18 protein-coding genes are annotated in these 15,704 nt (G+C 39.2%); 9 read left to right on the forward strand and 9 right to left on the reverse strand.

Going from position 1 to position 15,704, the window contains the following annotated elements:
• Positions 1–88 precede the first annotated feature (88 nt).
• The 3 genes from BUE31_RS02455 to BUE31_RS02465 are packed head-to-tail and all read left to right on the forward strand — an operon-like array spanning position 89 to position 1,529.
• Complete coding sequence (locus BUE31_RS02455) at positions 89–529, forward strand: DinB family protein (RefSeq protein WP_073399917.1); 441 nt, start codon at positions 89–91, stop codon at positions 527–529.
• Positions 530–561: 32 nt separating this feature from the next.
• Positions 562–1,086, forward strand: a complete 525-nt coding sequence (locus BUE31_RS02460) for a DinB family protein (protein ID WP_143167012.1) — start codon at positions 562–564, stop codon at positions 1,084–1,086.
• Positions 1,065–1,529 (forward strand): DUF3052 domain-containing protein, encoded by a 465-nt coding sequence (locus tag BUE31_RS02465; protein WP_234997738.1) that lies wholly within the window; start codon positions 1,065–1,067, stop codon positions 1,527–1,529. The genes BUE31_RS02460 and BUE31_RS02465 overlap by 22 nt, the downstream gene beginning before the upstream one ends.
• 69 nt (positions 1,530–1,598) lie before the next feature.
• On the opposite strand, the gene BUE31_RS02470 is transcribed toward BUE31_RS02465, so the two are convergent.
• On the reverse strand, positions 1,599–1,985 hold the full coding sequence (locus BUE31_RS02470; protein WP_073399923.1) for a RidA family protein: 387 nt from the start codon (positions 1,983–1,985) through the stop codon (positions 1,599–1,601).
• Between the two features lie 43 nt (positions 1,986–2,028).
• Entirely contained in the window at positions 2,029–2,502 is a 474-nt protein-coding gene (locus BUE31_RS02475; protein WP_073399925.1) for a hypothetical protein, read from the reverse strand.
• Positions 2,503–2,584: 82 nt separating this feature from the next.
• On the opposite strand from BUE31_RS02475, the gene BUE31_RS02480 reads away from it, so the two are divergent.
• The 3 genes from BUE31_RS02480 (at position 2,585) to BUE31_RS02490 (ending at position 5,610) form a co-directional block, all read left to right on the forward strand.
• Positions 2,585–3,010, forward strand: a complete 426-nt coding sequence (locus BUE31_RS02480; RefSeq protein WP_073399927.1) for an OsmC family protein — start codon at positions 2,585–2,587, stop codon at positions 3,008–3,010.
• A gap of 32 nt (positions 3,011–3,042) precedes the next feature.
• On the forward strand, positions 3,043–3,879 hold the full coding sequence (locus BUE31_RS02485; protein ID WP_073399929.1) for a maleylpyruvate isomerase N-terminal domain-containing protein: 837 nt from the start codon (positions 3,043–3,045) through the stop codon (positions 3,877–3,879).
• 354 nt (positions 3,880–4,233) lie between these two features.
• Complete coding sequence (locus BUE31_RS02490) at positions 4,234–5,610, forward strand: DUF6089 family protein (protein WP_073399931.1); 1,377 nt, start codon at positions 4,234–4,236, stop codon at positions 5,608–5,610.
• Positions 5,611–5,679: 69 nt separating this feature from the next.
• Here the strand turns inward: BUE31_RS02490 and BUE31_RS02495 are convergent, their stop codons facing one another.
• Both BUE31_RS02495 and BUE31_RS02500 read right to left on the reverse strand, forming a co-directional pair.
• Positions 5,680–6,063, reverse strand: a complete 384-nt coding sequence (locus BUE31_RS02495; RefSeq protein ID WP_073399933.1) for an SRPBCC domain-containing protein — start codon at positions 6,061–6,063, stop codon at positions 5,680–5,682.
• 132 nt (positions 6,064–6,195) lie between these two features.
• Positions 6,196–6,774 carry an acetate uptake transporter gene (locus tag BUE31_RS02500; RefSeq protein ID WP_073399935.1) on the reverse strand — a complete coding sequence of 193 codons (579 nt, stop codon included), beginning with the start codon at positions 6,772–6,774 and terminating at the stop codon, positions 6,196–6,198.
• A 108-nt stretch (positions 6,775–6,882) separates the two neighbouring features.
• Between BUE31_RS02500 and gpmA the strand changes: the two genes are divergently transcribed.
• Entirely contained in the window at positions 6,883–7,572 is a 690-nt protein-coding gene (gene gpmA, locus BUE31_RS02505; protein ID WP_073401598.1) for a 2,3-diphosphoglycerate-dependent phosphoglycerate mutase, read from the forward strand.
• 145 nt (positions 7,573–7,717) lie between these two features.
• On the opposite strand, the gene BUE31_RS02510 is transcribed toward gpmA, so the two are convergent.
• The 3 genes from BUE31_RS02510 to argB form a co-directional block, all read right to left on the reverse strand.
• The gene (locus BUE31_RS02510) at positions 7,718–9,094 is read right to left on the reverse strand and encodes an aspartate kinase (protein ID WP_073399937.1); all 1,377 of its coding nucleotides are present in this window, start codon (positions 9,092–9,094) and stop codon (positions 7,718–7,720) included.
• A gap of 160 nt (positions 9,095–9,254) precedes the next feature.
• The gene (gene proC / locus BUE31_RS02515; protein WP_073399939.1) at positions 9,255–10,073 is read right to left on the reverse strand and encodes a pyrroline-5-carboxylate reductase; all 819 of its coding nucleotides are present in this window, start codon (positions 10,071–10,073) and stop codon (positions 9,255–9,257) included.
• Complete coding sequence (gene argB, locus BUE31_RS02520) at positions 10,070–10,915, reverse strand: acetylglutamate kinase (protein WP_073399941.1); 846 nt, start codon at positions 10,913–10,915, stop codon at positions 10,070–10,072. The genes proC and argB overlap by 4 nt, the downstream gene beginning before the upstream one ends.
• A gap of 304 nt (positions 10,916–11,219) precedes the next feature.
• On the opposite strand from argB, the gene BUE31_RS02525 reads away from it, so the two are divergent.
• Both BUE31_RS02525 and BUE31_RS02530 read left to right on the forward strand, forming a co-directional pair.
• Positions 11,220–12,536, forward strand: a complete 1,317-nt coding sequence (locus BUE31_RS02525) for an NAD(P)/FAD-dependent oxidoreductase (protein WP_073399943.1) — start codon at positions 11,220–11,222, stop codon at positions 12,534–12,536.
• A 61-nt stretch (positions 12,537–12,597) separates the two neighbouring features.
• Positions 12,598–13,848: a cation:proton antiporter gene (locus tag BUE31_RS02530; RefSeq protein ID WP_073399945.1), complete on the forward strand. Its 1,251-nt coding sequence runs from the start codon at positions 12,598–12,600 to the stop codon at positions 13,846–13,848.
• Between the two features lie 203 nt (positions 13,849–14,051).
• Here BUE31_RS02530 and BUE31_RS02535 read toward each other — a convergent pair whose 3' ends face one another.
• Positions 14,052–14,663, reverse strand: a complete 612-nt coding sequence (locus BUE31_RS02535) for an FMN-binding negative transcriptional regulator (RefSeq protein WP_073399947.1) — start codon at positions 14,661–14,663, stop codon at positions 14,052–14,054.
• A gap of 82 nt (positions 14,664–14,745) precedes the next feature.
• Entirely contained in the window at positions 14,746–15,696 is a 951-nt protein-coding gene (locus tag BUE31_RS02540) for a Rossmann-fold NAD(P)-binding domain-containing protein (RefSeq protein WP_073399949.1), read from the reverse strand.
• Between the last annotated feature and the right edge of the window lie 8 nt (positions 15,697–15,704).

The raw sequence follows: 15,704 nt of genomic DNA on the forward strand, positions 1-15,704 counted from the left end.
CTTTGAAGATAAAGTTTTTTGATAATTATTTATCTTTAAATTGATTTTAACTTACTTCAATTCTTAATCTACGGATACTTAATTTACTATGGTTGATACTATAAAAAAGCTTACCGACACTATTGACGATCTTTTAAATGCTGATATTGATGCTATTGACTGGGCACACAAACCAAGTTCCGAAAAATGGTCGAAAAAACAAATTATTGGCCATTTGATTGATAGCGCCCAAATTAACCTGCAACGTTTTGTGCGCTGTACTTATGAAGAAAACTTTAAATTAACATATGAGCAGGTAGAATGGGTTGAGGCCCAGCATTACCAGGCGGCGAATGTTAATGAACTATTAGGCTTGTGGAAGCTTCTGAACCTGCAAATTGTCCGCGTGTTGGCTAACTACCCGGCCGAAAGGTTACAGGCACAATGCGATAACAATAAAACAACAGCAAGTTTGCATTCGGTTGAGTGGCTTGCAGCAGACTATGTAGTGCATATGAGGCATCATTTAAAACAGGTAATTAAAAGCTAAAAGCAGAAAGGGTAAAGCAAAAAGCTAAGAATTTGACTATCAATAGCACTAGATTGATTTATGTGAAATTATTTAATAGACTTTATATAATTAAAAAAGCTATGAACCCGTTAACAGAAACCTGGCAAATTCACAATCGCATTAATTTGTATTTGCTTGATAATATTGAAGAAGCAAATTTGAATGATATATCTGCCTCAAAAGGTCGCACTGTTGGTGAACAATTTGCACATATGCATAATGTGCGTTTGATGTGGCTAAAAGTTGCAGACCCTTTACTTTTTGATGGAACTGTTAAAATTGAGAAAGAGAATATAAGCAAGGACGTACTGATAACCGGACTAAAAGCCAGCGCAGTTGCAATAGAACAACTTTTTGAAAAGACTTACGCTGATGGCAAAATAAAAAACTTTAAACCGCATGCTACGGGTTTTTTAGGATACCTTGTTTCGCATGAATCTCATCATCGGGGACAAATTATGCTTGCTTTAAAACAATCAGGTCATCCGGTTGATAAAAAAGCACAATTTGGGATATGGGAGTGGGGGACAAGGTAATGATACAGTCGGCAGGATACTCGGGCACTCCTTTAGCTAAGAAGCTTGGCATTAAGCAGGGGGATAACATTATACTTATTAATGCGCCTGATTATTATTTTAATTTGTTTACTGATTTGCCTCCGGATGTACAGGTTAATGATGACATGATCGCCAAAAAAGACCTTATCCATTTTTTTACAAAACAAAAAGATGAGTATATAAGCTTATTGCCCAAGCTAAAGGATCAGATCAAATCCAACGGCATTATATGGGTCTCGTGGCCAAAAAAAGCATCGAAAATTGTTACCGACATCACAGAGGATATAATCCGGAACTATGCCATCCAAACCGGCCTTGTTGATATTAAAGTATGCGCAGTTGATGAAATATGGTCGGGGTTAAAATTGGTTATACCGGTTAAGGATAGGGGGGAGTTGATTAGGTTGATTGAGTTAGACTAGGTTGATTAAGTTAGAAATACTTCCAGGAACAACTTAATCAACCTAGTCTAACTCAATCAACTAATTTAATTAAATTACAGCGATACACTCCATTGAAAAAAGAATACCGCCCGGAAAAGGCATAACCTGCGGAGCGCTGCGGGCAGGCGTCATGTTTTGGAAGAACGTACTATAAATTTTATTGATGACTGAAAAATCAGGATCCGAGCCCGATACCATAAACACTGTTACTTTCACTACTTTATCCATTGAGCTGCCCGCATCTTCTAAAATTGTTTTTACATTTTTAAAAGATTGCACAACCTGCGCTTCATAACCGCCCTCTACAAGTTTGCCAGTGGTTATATCAGTACCTGCAGTACCTGATACAAAAACAAAATTACCTGCAATTACTGCCTGGGGTACAAAGGCGTTTGGACGCGGTGCGTTAGGGGTGTAAAAAACTTCTGGCTCCATTGTGATTTGATTTTGATTATTACAAAGGTGCGTAATAAATAATTTAATTATATGCCGTAATATGTTTATCACCCACAACCTGTATATCATAATCTTTTCTCATAGGGTCATAGGGCATGGTATCATTTACGGTGATATAAATATTACCCAGTTCCTTTACCGAGTATGATTGAACGTCAGCAGCCATGCTGTCTTTTAAAAGATATTGCGAAATAGATTCGCGGATCAGGTTGTATTGATTCAGTTCATTGGTTTCAATTTCAATAAATAGTCGCTTCCCATCTGCACGGAGAGAAATATTATTATGGGTTCCACCCTGGAGCGTTAAGGCGTATTTCTTGTTTTTTGTATTGTTGTCCTTTTTAGTAATAACGTATCCTTTTGCTACTAAAAAAGTATCGGCCTGGTTTATGTTGTTGTTTAACAGGAATTTGATGTCTTCATATGATATCAGGCCATTTTGGCTAAATCCCTTTAAAGCTGACAGCATTATTAAGGCGAAAAAAATATGTTTCATAACAAGGTTGTTAATATTACATCCAAGTTAAACTTTCATCCCTGTAAAGTATTACCTTAGCTTTATTGTTACAAAAAAGTATATGCCTAAAATAGAACTCACACGCGTAAAAGGCGATTTTGGCTTTGAGGCCAAAGATGAAAACGGTCATGTTGTAAGAATGGACAGCAGCCCTGAAAGCGGTGGCTGGGATTTTGGCGTTCGCCCTATGCAAATGCTGCTTATGGGGCTTGCAGGCTGCTCGGCTATTGATGTTATTGCCATTTTAAAGAAACAGCGCCAGGAAATTAAGAATTACAAAATGGTTGTTAACGGCGACCGTGAGGCCGGAAAAGAACCATCTTTATGGAAAGATATTTCTATGGAATTTCATTTATATGGAAATATTGATGAAGATAAGGCTATTAAGGCAGTGGAGCTATCTCTAAGCAAGTATTGCTCGGTAGCAGCTACGCTTGACAAAGCGGGCGCCCAAATTAAATGGAAGGTATTTGTACATTCTGCCTGAGCGTAAATAAATATATTATGCTATAAGAAGTTATGCATAGAACTGTACCTATACAAACGCTGCACCTGTTTCCGGTTTTAAATGATTTATTGATAGAACTGCTTACCTCGCTTGAACCGGCCGATTGGAATAAACCTACTATAGCGCCTTTGTGGACAGTGAAAGATATTGCTGCTCATTTGCTGGATACCAACATGCGTACTATAGCGACAGCAAATAATTACAGCGGCAAACCGCCAGAAAACATCCAATCATATAATGACCTTGTTACTTATCTGAACGACCTTAACGCCGTTTGGGTAAAAGCAATGGACAGGATTAGCCCACAACAACTGATTGGGTTAATGCAAACCACCAACGAACCATATGTTGATTATTTAGCACAGCTTGATCCTTTTGCTTCTGCCAAATATGCTGTTTCGTGGGCAGGGGAAGAGCAATCTGAAAATTGGTTTCACATTGCAAGGGAATATACCGAAAAATGGCATCACCAGCAACAGATCCGGGATGCAGTTGGTAAGCCTGGCATAATGCACAGAGAATTATTTTATCCTTGCATGGACACATTTATGCGTGGTTTGCCCCATACTTACCGCAATATTATGGCAGAGGAAGGCATGGTGATTGAAATCACCATAAGCACTGCAGCAGGCGGAATCTGGTATCTGCAAAGAAATACCAATAGCTGGGTCTTAATTAAAGATGCGTTAGGTAAAAGCCCTGATGCTGCAATTACGATTAAACCTGATACAGCCTGGAAGTTATTTACGAAAGGTATAAGACCGCAAGTAGCAATTGAAGAATCAGATTTGCGCGGCGACGAAAAACTATCAAAAGTTATGTTTAATATGATAGCGGTTATGGCTTAATAAAAGCGACATCGTTTAACATAATAAAATTTATTATACTTTAAACCACCTCAATTAGCTGCACTTTAAATTCCTAAGGAATAATGTTACAAAGTGTACACTTTTAAGCTCATAAGACGGGGTAAACTATTTTTGTACACTTAAAGTGTTTTAGGGATGGCAGAGCACAATTCAAATTACAGTATTGGGTTTTCATTGTCGTTGTTTATCAACTGTTTACACCCGTATTTAATTTTAGTAATTAATAATTAATCAGTAATCCCTTGCTGCGTTTTTCAGGGTCGTATTTTGTATGGCATTAATGTTGCCAATAGGGGTATGTTCTAAAAAGAACAGATACTTAATTACAAAATTATGAAATCAAATTTAAAAAAAGCCAGCCTGCTGTTCACCGGAATATTGGTTGGTGGTAAATTATTCGCTCAAACTCCTGATACAACCCGAGCCTCAGATTATGTTAAACCCTTTTCGGGCGATGATGCTTTTCGTACCTGGTCAATAGGTGTAAGCGGCGGTGTTTTAACACCATACACTATTATAGGGTCGAACAGGAAACAGGATTTTACTTCGCCTAAAGCAAATTTAGGATATGGTGTTTACATTAAAAAACAAATAACCCCTGCAGTTGGCATTCAGGCCGACTTTCTCGGAGGAAAGCTTGGTGCTGATAACAGCCAGGTAAATTCATTTGGTAACACTTATGATAGCTATAGCACCAAGCTTCATTACGCTGCAAGTTTAAGCGCAAACGTTACCGTGGGCAACATTAGCTGGCACGATAATAAAAGTGCAATACAGCCTTATGTTAGCGTAGGTGGCGGTACAATGCATTATACCCCCGTATTAACTTCGGGTGGAACTTCAACCAATTTTAGAACTGATAACGGAGGCGCTATAAATGAATTTTACATACCGGTAGGAGTAGGTGTTAAGTTTAACATTGCAAAAGGTATAAACCTTGACCTGGGTTACCAGGTGAGTTTTGTTTACTCTGATAACGTTGACGGATTCAACTACGGATCAAATAACGACAGGTTTTCATACGCACACGCTGGTTTAGAATTTGCGCTGGGTAAAAAATCAAAACCTCAAATGGCTGTTCATAACCCTGTTTCATCAATGAGAACAGAGTACATGATGGAAAATCAAAATACTAAAAATCAATTGCAAGCCCAGATTGATGCCCAAAAAGCTCAAAATGATCAGCTAAAGGCCGACTTAGCAACTACAAACGCTAACCTTGCCAAATTCACAGCCGATAGTGATGGTGATGGTGTGCCTGATTTTTACGATAAATGCCCTAACACACCGGCAGGAACAAAGGTTGATGGCGCAGGTTGCCCGCTTCCGGTTGCTAAAGATGTAAAGGTTTATGTTACTGAAGCAGATAGACAAGTTGCCAGGGAAGCGGTAAAAAACCTGGAATTTGATTTTGGTAAAGCAACTATCCGTCAGCATTCTGATGAGAGCTTGAATAAATTAGCTCAATTAATGGTAGCTAAAAAATTCAGCTTAAAATTATCAGGATATACTGATAATGTAGGTTCAGTTGAAGCTAACCTGAAATTATCAAGAGCGCGTGCTGAAGCTGTTAAAACATACCTTGCCACTCAGGGTGTTGAACCATCAAAAATAACAGCTGAAGGTTACGGAAAAGCCAGTCCTATTGCAAGTAATAAAACTGCAAAAGGCCGTCAGCAAAACCGTAGAGTTGAATTTAGCTTATATTAATAGTATAAGATACTTAAAACAAAAGCCGCCTCATTTGGGGCGGCTTTTTGTTTAGGTTAAATTTATACTTTATTCTACTTCAAAAAAATCGGCTAACGCTCCAAAATAACTGCTATTCCATCCTTCAACCATGTCATTATATTCCTCATCGGGAATATTGGTATGCCTTAACTCAATAGAGGTTTCATTCTTATCAGGATGCAGCTTGATAGTTACAATTGAATCTTCAGGCTGCCCGTCAAAATACCATTGCTGAACTATCTTTTTATTTTCTTCAAATTCAAGGTTTTTCCCAACAATGCTTCCTTCCCATAAAGAAAACTCCGAACCTGGCTCAGTCGACATCTCAACAGCTTCACCAGTCCACAATTCAATAGTGAGTGGGTTTGTTAATGCAGTATAAACCTCTTCAGGTGTTGCCGGCAGGCTGTAATATTTTTTAAAGTCCTTCATTTAACACGATTAATTGATTTAAAAGATTTTCAGGATAATGAATTTCAAATATTAAATCTTAGTTCCACTTTGTAAAGATATTAAAGCTTGGTAATTTAAATCTTGTAAATCCTTAAAATCCCTAAATCGTGTTTATCCGAGCGGCCACACTGTTTTGCCATAAACCTCATTTAAAACATTGGCGATGCCTGCATAAATTGCTGATAAGCCGCAAAATATCCCTTCATAGCCAGCCAGTTTTCCTATACTTTCATTCCCGGTACCATGTTCTGCCGCCAATAAAATGAATAAAATAACTAAAGTTCCAAAAACAACCTGCAGGGCGCGATTTAATTTTAATGTGCCGAAAAACAGGCATAAGGTAAATAGTCCCCACATTAACAAATAGGCACACATAGCACTTTCCGATGGTTTTGCCGCCCAGCCAAACTTAGGGATAACGATTAACCCAACCAGTGACAGCCAGAAAAAGCCATAAGAGGTAAAGGCTGTTAGCCCGAAGGTGTTATTCTTTTTTGCTTCAATAATACCGGCAATTACCTGTGCCAGGCCTCCATAAAAAATACCCATAGCAAGTATCATCGAATTCAGTTCGTAGAAGCCTGCATTATGAAGATTTAATAGAACTGTGGTCATTCCGAAGGCACAAAGACCTAGCGGAGCAGGGTTGGCAATGCCGTCCTTTACCGTAACTGGAGTTGTTGGGATCATAGTTTAAAGGTTTTTTTATTTGGTTTATCATGCAATTTAATGGTTCTGAACACATTTAGCAATTTTTTCTGAAAACTGATCTGTAACTTTATGGTTAACCATTTAACTATGCAAAAATTAGTACTGCTTCGTCACGGTGAAAGCGTGTGGAATAAAGAAAATCGTTTTACCGGATGGACAGATGTAGATCTGTCAGAAGAAGGCATTAACCAGGCTAAAAGGGCAGGGGAACTATTGAAAAAGCAAGGCTATAATTTTGATGTTGGTTTTACTTCGCTTTTAAAACGGGCAATAAAAACACTTGATATCGTACTGGAAGAGTTGGATCATTTATGGATCCCGGTTCAAAAATCGTGGCGGTTAAATGAACGTTTTTATGGAGCGCTTCAAGGTTTAAATAAAGATGAAACCATTGCAAAATACGGACCCGACCTGGTGCAAAAATGGCGGCGTGACCCGCATGAGCTGCCTCCTGCAATAACTACGGATGATGAGCGATACCCGGGGAAAGATCTGCGCTATAAAGACCTTACTGAACGGGAACTGCCTTTAACTGAGAACCTGAGTGAAACAATGGACAGGGTACTGCCTTTTTGGAATGAATTTATAGTGCCAGCCATACGGAAAGATCAAAAAGTAATTGTTTGTGCCCATGGTAATAGCCTGCGTGCGCTGATACAGTATATCGATCATCTTACTGATGAGGAAGTTACTCAATTGGATTTGCCAACAGGAGTGCCTTTAATTTATGAATTGGATGAAGGATTGAACAGGGTACGGCACTATTATTTGGAATAATATACCTTATTCCTAACCACTATGTCATTGCGAGCGAAGCGTGGCAATCGCGAACCATGCATTTACGCTTTGCAGGTAGCACACTATTATACTGCTCTGTAAAGTTCGCGATTGCTTCGTACCTCGCAATGACAATTGACGCTATTTATCCCATTGCCTTATTCAGTGCAATAATTGCCGTATCAAAATCCTCTCTCGCTATTAAAAACTGGATGTTTACTTTGCGTAAAGCAAAACCAGCGCTTTTAATGTTTATGTTATTTTCTGCAAGTGCGTTTGCTGATTTTGCCAATAAACCGGGCCTGTCCATATTTGAACCTATCAAGCATACCATGGCCGCTTTTTCAACGGTTACCTTTTCAAAGTTTGCCTCCAGCTCATGAATAAGCTTTTTGTCAAAATCTTTTTCCCAGATCACTATTGAGATGCTATTGGCATTAGTAGCTTTAAAGTTATAGCTGATGTTGTGGTTATAAAACAGCTGCATGATCTCCAAATCGCTGCCTGGCGTGCCTACCATAGATGGGTCATAAATATCAATGATCATCACCTTTTCGGTACCGGTAATTACTTCAACCCTTTTATGCTCACAGATGTAATCTTTTGTTATTAAAGTACCTGGGTGCTCAGGATCAAAAGTGTTTTTAATGCGAAGGTTTATATTGTTGATCTCCAATGGTTTTGATGCCTTTGGATGAATGGCCTCCATGCCCACATCAGCCAGCTGATCGGCAACATCATAATTAGTATTGCCTACCGGCGAGCAGTTTTCGATGCCTACTAAAACAGGGTCGGCCGTACATAAATGATATTCTTTGTGGATGATGGCTTCCTGTGGCTTAACAGCTACCGCTATCTTGCTGAAAGTAACTTCAGAGTAGCCGCGGTCAAATTCACGCATAATTCCTTCTGTACCTTTTGCATAACCTGTTACTATACAGATAGTGCTCTCAAAATCAATATGCTGCAGCTCTCTTTTAATACGCTGGTCAATGGTGTAAGAGTGATGGTCGTGAAAGCCGCTCAAATCAACCAGGGTGGCATTAATGCCCATATTCTGTAAAATATTGGCAAAGTTAAATGCGGAATGACTTTCACCAATGGATGCTAAGATTTCTCTTGCAGCCTGTAAAATCCCTTCGTTACTTACATATCCGGACGTAAGGATATTTGCAAGATTCTCCAGGTAGGTTTGCGCTTCCTTTATCCGGTTTTCAATAAATTTATCTGCTTCGGCAATATTTAAACCAAGGCTTTCATAGCTTTTGTTGATCTGTTTAAGCTTTACTACAAGGTCTTTTAACGGTTTATGAAAATCCCTGAAATTAGCCAGGTTATGATAAACGCCAGGTTCGCCTGTTTTTTTATTTTCGAGCAACAGGTTGGTTACCCCTGAAAATGCCGATACTACAAAAATGCGGTTATACAATTGCTGGCCGCTGCGGTTAAAAAGGATGATGTTTTTTATTACATCGTTTAGTGCGGTCATGGAGGTACCGCCAATTTTTTCTACTGTTAACATTTTAAAAAATATACGCTTTGAGGCGCAGGTACTAAAATTATGCCTGTTACAATAAATAATATATTATAAACTGATTTACAGGGTGTTGTGGTTTATATTGAAATGGTTAGTTAAGCTAATTATTATTGTTTTGATAAGCTTTTTATTAAAATAGAATGACTTATTCCGGCTTGTGATAAAGATCGCCGGCCTTTGCCGCAGATAGCTTTATTCCCTTTATCATGGCAGAGCTGAAACCGTTATGCTCCATTTCGTTCAAGCCTGCAATGGTACATCCGCTCGGTGAAGTTACCTTATCAATCTCTTGTTCAGGGTGCGATGCAAGCTGTAACAACAGGTCGGCTGCGCCCTTGGCTGTTTGTGCAGCCATTTTCAGGGCATCATGCGCATGAAAGCCAATTTCAGTACCACCCTGTGAAGCCGCACGGATCGATCTTAAAAAGAAGGCTATCCCGCAGGCGCATAATGCGGTGGCCGAGGTCATTAATTCTTCATTGATCTGTATGGTTACCCCAACAGTATCAAAAAGAGAGCGTACAAAATTTATGTTCTTAGGTGTACCATTATCTGTGGCAATACAGGTCATGGAATGGCCTATAGCAATGGCAGTATTAGGCATAGCACGCACTACCTGCACACTAAGATCAAGCTGCGTACGGATATCGCCGCAGCTAACGCCTGATACTACAGAGATAAGCAACTGTTTTTCGGCTTTTATAGATGGCTTTATTTCATCCAGTAATTTGTTTAACTGGTGCGGTAAAACGGCTAACACTATAAAGTCAGCCTTTCGTACAGCTTTAAGATTATTATCAGTTACATGATAACCCAATTCTGCAAACTGTGTAAGTGCGCCAACATTTCTGCGGGTTAGCGAAATTTGCTGTGGTTTGCAAATCCCGGCTTTAACAAGTCCTTTTGCTAAAGAGAGGCCTATGTTGCCACTGCCCAATATGGCTATATGTTGTTGTGAGTTCATTTGCTTTTGCTTAAAAGTGTTCCAAAAGGTTTATTATGTTTCAATTTCCCCAGATCATTTGAATGGCCAATAATTACAGCTTTAACTCCGCAGGCTATTGCAGTAAACGCATTATCCAGTTTGGGGAGCATCCCACTATGAATTATTTGCTGTGTTTTTAATACTTCATATTGTTGAGGGTCGATTTCCTGGATCAGTGAATCCTCATCATCAATATCTTTCAATACGCCCTTTTTTTCAAAACAATAGATAAGGGTAGTTTGATATAGCTCTGAAAGCGTAACAGCTAATGCAGATGCAATAGTATCGGCATTGGTGTTTAACAGCTGACCTTCCCCATCGTGGGTTAGCGCGCAAAAAACGGGGGTAAAGCCGGCATCCATCAGGCTTTTTAAATTTGTGGACTTAATTGAATTTTCATCAATATCGCCTACAAAACCATAGTCAATAGTTTTAACAGGACGTTTTTTTGCACGGATAAAATCTCCGTCAGCGCCGGTAAGGCCAATTGCATTGGTTCCAAAACGTTGTAACTGCGCTACTATGTTTTTATTGATAAGGCCGCCGTACACCATAGTTACTACACGCAACGTTTCAATATCAGTGATCCTGCGTCCGTCAACAAGCTTAGGCTCAATGCCTAAAGTTTCAGAAAGCTGGGTAGCCACCTTACCGCCACCATGCACTAAAATTTTAAAGCCATCAAGCGCTGTGAAATCTTTTAGAAAATTATGCAGGTTTTCGGAGTTATCAATAACGTTTCCACCAATTTTTACAATATAAAGACTATTAATCACCTCAACTTTATTGTCATTACCTGAAACTTTGCCAATTCTGCCCATATATTAGCCTTTATTATCCAATAGAAGTTAAAAATCTTCTATTATACTATCATTGCGGTTAAAAATAGCAAAAAAAAGCCTGTTTGTTTATATAAATGGTGAAAAAAAGCTCGTTTTTTTATTAAATGTAGTTTCGACACGCGTTAATAAATAACCCTCCGGTTAAATTATGCTGGTATAGTAATTTAATATCCGGGTAATTTTTAAAACTGCTAAGTCAGTCAATTGTATATAAATGGCGCAGGCTGATAAGTTTACATCAGATTAATGAAAGATTGTGTATTATTGAAATTTATAAGCATATATGTTTACTGTTACATCCGAAAATAAAAATAATGGTTCCAAACCAAGAGTAGTGATCATAGGAGGAGGATTTGGTGGTTTGGCCTTAGCACAAAAATTAAAAAAAGCACCGGTTGAAATACTGCTGCTTGATAAAAATAATTATCACACCTTTCAGCCTTTGCTTTACCAGGTTGCTATAGGCTCAATTGAGGCCGATTCCATTGGCTTCCCAATCCGCAGGATCTTTACCAAACAAAATAATTTTAGCTTTAATCTTGCCGAGGTAAAAAAGATAAACCCTGAAAGTAATACTGTAACTACTGATATAGGCACTGTACATTACGATTACCTGGTAATTGCTACAGGTTCAAATACCAATTTTTTCGGGAATACGGAAATTGAGCATTTTGCCATGTCAATGAAGAACATTCCGGAGGCATTGAACTTACGGAGCCTGATCCTTCAAAACCTTGAAACTGCATTGGTTACTACAGACATGCGGGAGAAATTTGCCCTGATGACCTTTGTGGTTGTTGGCGGCGGACCAACAGGTGTGGAACTTTCCGGCGCATTGGCTGAGATGCGGCATTTAATTTTAGGGAAGGATTACCACGGCTTAAGTAAATACGATATGCGGGTTTACCTGGTTGAAGGTAAAGACAGGTTGCTGGCTGCCATGTCGCCCCAGGCATCGGAAAAGGCAAAAAAGTTTTTGACTGATGGAGATGTAACCATATTTAACAGTGCACACGTGCAAAGTTATGATGGGTTTTATTTAACCATTGATAACGGCAAGACAATAAAAACCCGTAATGTACTATGGGCAGCGGGGGTAAAGGGGGAGGTTCCGGATGGGATTCCTGCAGACATTATTACCCGTGGCAACCGGATCCAGACGGATGAGATAAACAGGGTAAAAGGTTATGAGAATATTTTTGCCATAGGCGATGTTTCTGCAATTATTACCCCCGAAACCCCAAACGGCCACCCGGGCGTAGCGCCGACTGCTATACAACAAGGGGAGTGGCTGGCTAAAAATTTGGTTAATTTAATCAATAATCAGCCAACAACGCCGTTTGTATACAAAGACAAAGGCACATTAGCCACCATAGGCCGTAACCAAGCCGTTGCCGATTTGGGTAGACTCCGCTTCCAGGGCTTTTTTGCATGGCTGTTATGGGGATTTGTACACATCATGTCATTGGCAGGCTTTTCAAATAAGGGTATTATATTTTTTAGCTGGTTTATAAATTATTTTAATAAAAATAGTGATAACAGGTTGATCGTAAGGAGTTTTAATACTGAAACAAGAAAGATCAACGAAGCGTCAAAATAGAAAATCTACAGTTTTAAAAACATTGTTCCATTAATTACCTTAGTAAGGTAACTAGTTACTAATGGGTCTGTTTTTAATCATTGCGCTGCTGATTATAGTCAGCGCTTTTTATTCATATATTAATGCCCGCTATATTAAGCTACCGGGCACCATCGGCATTATTACCATAGCTATTATTGTTTCGGTTATCACCATTATTATTGATAAGCTCGATCCGGAAATAGCGCGTTACCTCACTGTTTTAGCAAAACACATCAACTTTTCAGGTACGGTATTAAACATAATGCTGGGTTTCCTGCTTTTTGCGGGATCGTTTAATTCAAATACAAAAAGACTAAAGAAAGAACTAAGGCCAGTATTTGTTTTGAGCACACTCAGTGTAATCCTTTCAACTGTTGTTTTTGGCGCCTTATTTTATTACGGCACTATGCTGTTTAAGATCCACATGTCGTTTGTTTATTGTCTTTTATTTGGCGCATTGATCTCGCCCACAGACCCGGTTGCTGTGGGTGCCATCATCAAAAATTCAAAGCTGCCAACAAATCTGGCAACCATCATTTCAGGCGAATCACTATTTAATGACGGGGTGGGCCTGGTGCTTTTTATTACTATTCTGGAGGTCATAAACTCCGGTATTGATAATGTGAGCTTTGCACAAACTGCACTGTTATTTGTAAGAGAAGTTTTTGGAGGAGTTGCTTTAGGTATAATAATAGGCTTTGTAGCTTTCAGGTTAATGAAATCAATAACAGATTTTCAAACCATTGTGCTGGTTTCTTTATCCGTAGTAATGAGTGTTTCTGTTATCGCGTCTTATTTGGGACTGTCTATTCCATTGGCCGTAGTATCGGCAGGCTTGTTTATGGGGAACAGGACGATCAATATTGACGAGAAAGAACGATCGCACGAGGCATTGGAAAAATTCTGGCAACTGATAGATGAAATGCTGAATACCATTTTGTTTGTGATGATAGGCTTACAGATGGTGAACCTGCCTTATATTACCAACTATTGGTTAACGGGTGGGATAGCCATTGTGCTTATTTTGATAGCCCGCTGGTTAAGTATATTATTGCCGTTAACATTTCTGCGCCGTACATTGAATGTTAATTATAAAAACATTAATATTTTAACATGGGCAGGGGTAAGAGGAGGGATTTCTATTGCGCTGGCATTGTCATTGCCCGCTAGTCCGTATAGGCATGTTATATTGTGCGGGAGTTATTTTATAGTGATATTTTCTATTGTGGTGCAGGGATTAACATTGAATAAGTTGATCAATTCATCGTTGAGGGAGAAGGAAGTAAGTTAGATGATATCATTACTCACCAGCTTATCTCCATTTTGACCGCTCCATCGGAGCGAAATATTGGTAGAAACATAAGCGAAAAGATTTTCGCTCCGTAGGTGCGTAACAAAACGCGGGGTTACGCGCCTACGGAGCGCCATAAATTTATGATTGTGTTTCTACCAATATTTGACTCCGATGGAGTCTGAGATGTTAACGAAATAATTCTATTTTTTTAACGATTTCATATAATCAGCAATTTCTTTTTCATTGTTATTGGCTGATTTTCCTAAATCTTCAATAATGTTTTCCTGTTCCTTTTCGGTGCGGTTTTGACTCAGTTTCTTTTTGGCTTGCAGATCATCCACTACAATTTGAAAGGCGACAATGCCCTTCATCATTTTTTGCTTGTAATCATCAGGAAGGCTTTCGTATTGCTTTAAGTAATCGGCATCGTAATATTTAATGGTTTCCTTTAATAAAGCGGATTTGTTTTCTTCACCATCCAATAATAAACAATTGCCATAGGCATGTACAGCTAAATAGTTCCAAGTAGGTACGTTTGCTTCCTTTTCGTAGTTTTTAGGCGAGATATAGGCATGAGGCTCGGTAAATATTACCAGCGCCCGGTTGTTTATAATATCAGCGGATTGCGGGTTTGCTTTTGCAAAATGGGATGAGATTACAACTTTTCCATCAACCTCTCTTACTATGAAAGGTAAATGTGTAGCTGATGGAATGCCATCTTTAACCGTCACGATAGTTGCAAAGCTATAACGTTGCATAAAGCTGATAGCTTCCGGCTGATTTGGAAAATGGTTGAAGGATGGTATGTACATATTTTAGTTGTAACGGTTGTAAACGTTGTAAGGGTTATAATTGTTAAACCTATTCAACTTAATCCAACCTAATCTAACTCAATCAACTTAAAGATTCCAGCATCCGCTTTAATACCGCCTGTGCTGCCCAAACACGGTTTGCTGCTTCATGAACTACTATGGAACTCTCACCATCTAAGATCTCATCAGAAAGCTCCAAATTACGCCTTACCGGCAGGCAATGCATAATTTTTGCACTGTTGGTGATCTTTAACTTTTCGTTAGTCAACATCCAATCCTCATTGCCCGGGAAAATCTTTCCATAAGGCTCATACGCCGACCAGTTTTTTACATAGATAAAATCGGCATCAGCCAAAGCTTCATCCTGGTTATTGGTAATTTTGGCGCCTTTTGTAAAATCGGTGCTAAGCTCGTAACCCTTTGGATGGGTTATGGTAAAATCGACATCGGCCCTGCACATCCATTCGGAAAATGAATTTGGTACTGCCTGGGGTAATGGTTTTATATGCGGAGCCCAGGTTAAAACTACTTTGGGTTTGCTGCGGGTTTTTAATTCTTCAATAGTTACTAAATCAGCCAGACTTTGCAGCGGGTGACGGGTTGCCGATTCAAGGCTCACTACAGGCACACCGCAAAACTGCACGAATTTGTTAAAGATCATTTCGCTATAATCTTCCTTCCGATCTTTTAATCCGGGGAAAGAGCGCACACCAATAATATCCGCATACTGGCCCATAACTGCAGCAGCTTCACGAATGTGTTCAACCGTATTGCCGTTCATTATCACGTTATCGCGCAACTCCAATGCCCAGCCTTCTTTATCCATGTTCAGCACCATCACATTCATACCCAGGTTAAGGGCTGCTTTTTGCGTACTCATACGGGTACGCAGGCTCGGATTCAAAAAAACGAGCGCCATTGTCTTGTTTTCTCCCAAATCCTTATAGGCATAAGGGAATTGTTTCAAATGTAAAGCCTCTTTAACAAGCTCATTTATATCAGGAACATCGTTTACAGAAGAAAATAGTTTCATGGCGTGAT

Origin of the sequence: Mucilaginibacter sp. OK098 (assembly GCF_900142915.1) — a bacterium.
Lineage (GTDB): Bacteria > Bacteroidota > Bacteroidia > Sphingobacteriales > Sphingobacteriaceae > Mucilaginibacter.

Excerpts from the sequence above, each read along its gene's own strand:
- BUE31_RS02465 (WP_234997738.1), top strand. The coding sequence starts at position 1,065 with ATGGGAGTGGGGGACAAGGTAATGATACAGTCGGCAGGATACTCGGGC.
- BUE31_RS02490 (WP_073399931.1), top strand. The coding sequence starts at position 4,234 with ATGAAATCAAATTTAAAAAAAGCCAGCCTGCTGTTCACCGGAATATTG.
- BUE31_RS02495 (WP_073399933.1), bottom strand. The coding sequence starts at position 6,063 with ATGAAGGACTTTAAAAAATATTACAGCCTGCCGGCAACACCTGAAGAG.
- BUE31_RS02470 (WP_073399923.1), bottom strand. The coding sequence starts at position 1,985 with ATGGAGCCAGAAGTTTTTTACACCCCTAACGCACCGCGTCCAAACGCC.
- argB (WP_073399941.1), bottom strand. The coding sequence starts at position 10,915 with ATGGGCAGAATTGGCAAAGTTTCAGGTAATGACAATAAAGTTGAGGTG.
- proC (WP_073399939.1), bottom strand. The coding sequence starts at position 10,073 with ATGAACTCACAACAACATATAGCCATATTGGGCAGTGGCAACATAGGC.
- BUE31_RS02535 (WP_073399947.1), bottom strand. The coding sequence starts at position 14,663 with ATGTACATACCATCCTTCAACCATTTTCCAAATCAGCCGGAAGCTATC.
- BUE31_RS02485 (WP_073399929.1), top strand. The coding sequence starts at position 3,043 with ATGCATAGAACTGTACCTATACAAACGCTGCACCTGTTTCCGGTTTTA.
- BUE31_RS02525 (WP_073399943.1), top strand. The coding sequence starts at position 11,220 with ATGTTTACTGTTACATCCGAAAATAAAAATAATGGTTCCAAACCAAGA.
- BUE31_RS02475 (WP_073399925.1), bottom strand. The coding sequence starts at position 2,502 with ATGAAACATATTTTTTTCGCCTTAATAATGCTGTCAGCTTTAAAGGGA.
- BUE31_RS02500 (WP_073399935.1), bottom strand. The coding sequence starts at position 6,774 with ATGATCCCAACAACTCCAGTTACGGTAAAGGACGGCATTGCCAACCCT.
- BUE31_RS02540 (WP_073399949.1), bottom strand. The coding sequence starts at position 15,696 with ATGAAACTATTTTCTTCTGTAAACGATGTTCCTGATATAAATGAGCTT.
- BUE31_RS02510 (WP_073399937.1), bottom strand. The coding sequence starts at position 9,094 with ATGTTAACAGTAGAAAAAATTGGCGGTACCTCCATGACCGCACTAAAC.
- BUE31_RS02530 (WP_073399945.1), top strand. The coding sequence starts at position 12,598 with ATGGGTCTGTTTTTAATCATTGCGCTGCTGATTATAGTCAGCGCTTTT.
- gpmA (WP_073401598.1), top strand. The coding sequence starts at position 6,883 with ATGCAAAAATTAGTACTGCTTCGTCACGGTGAAAGCGTGTGGAATAAA.
- BUE31_RS02455 (WP_073399917.1), top strand. The coding sequence starts at position 89 with ATGGTTGATACTATAAAAAAGCTTACCGACACTATTGACGATCTTTTA.
- BUE31_RS02480 (WP_073399927.1), top strand. The coding sequence starts at position 2,585 with ATGCCTAAAATAGAACTCACACGCGTAAAAGGCGATTTTGGCTTTGAG.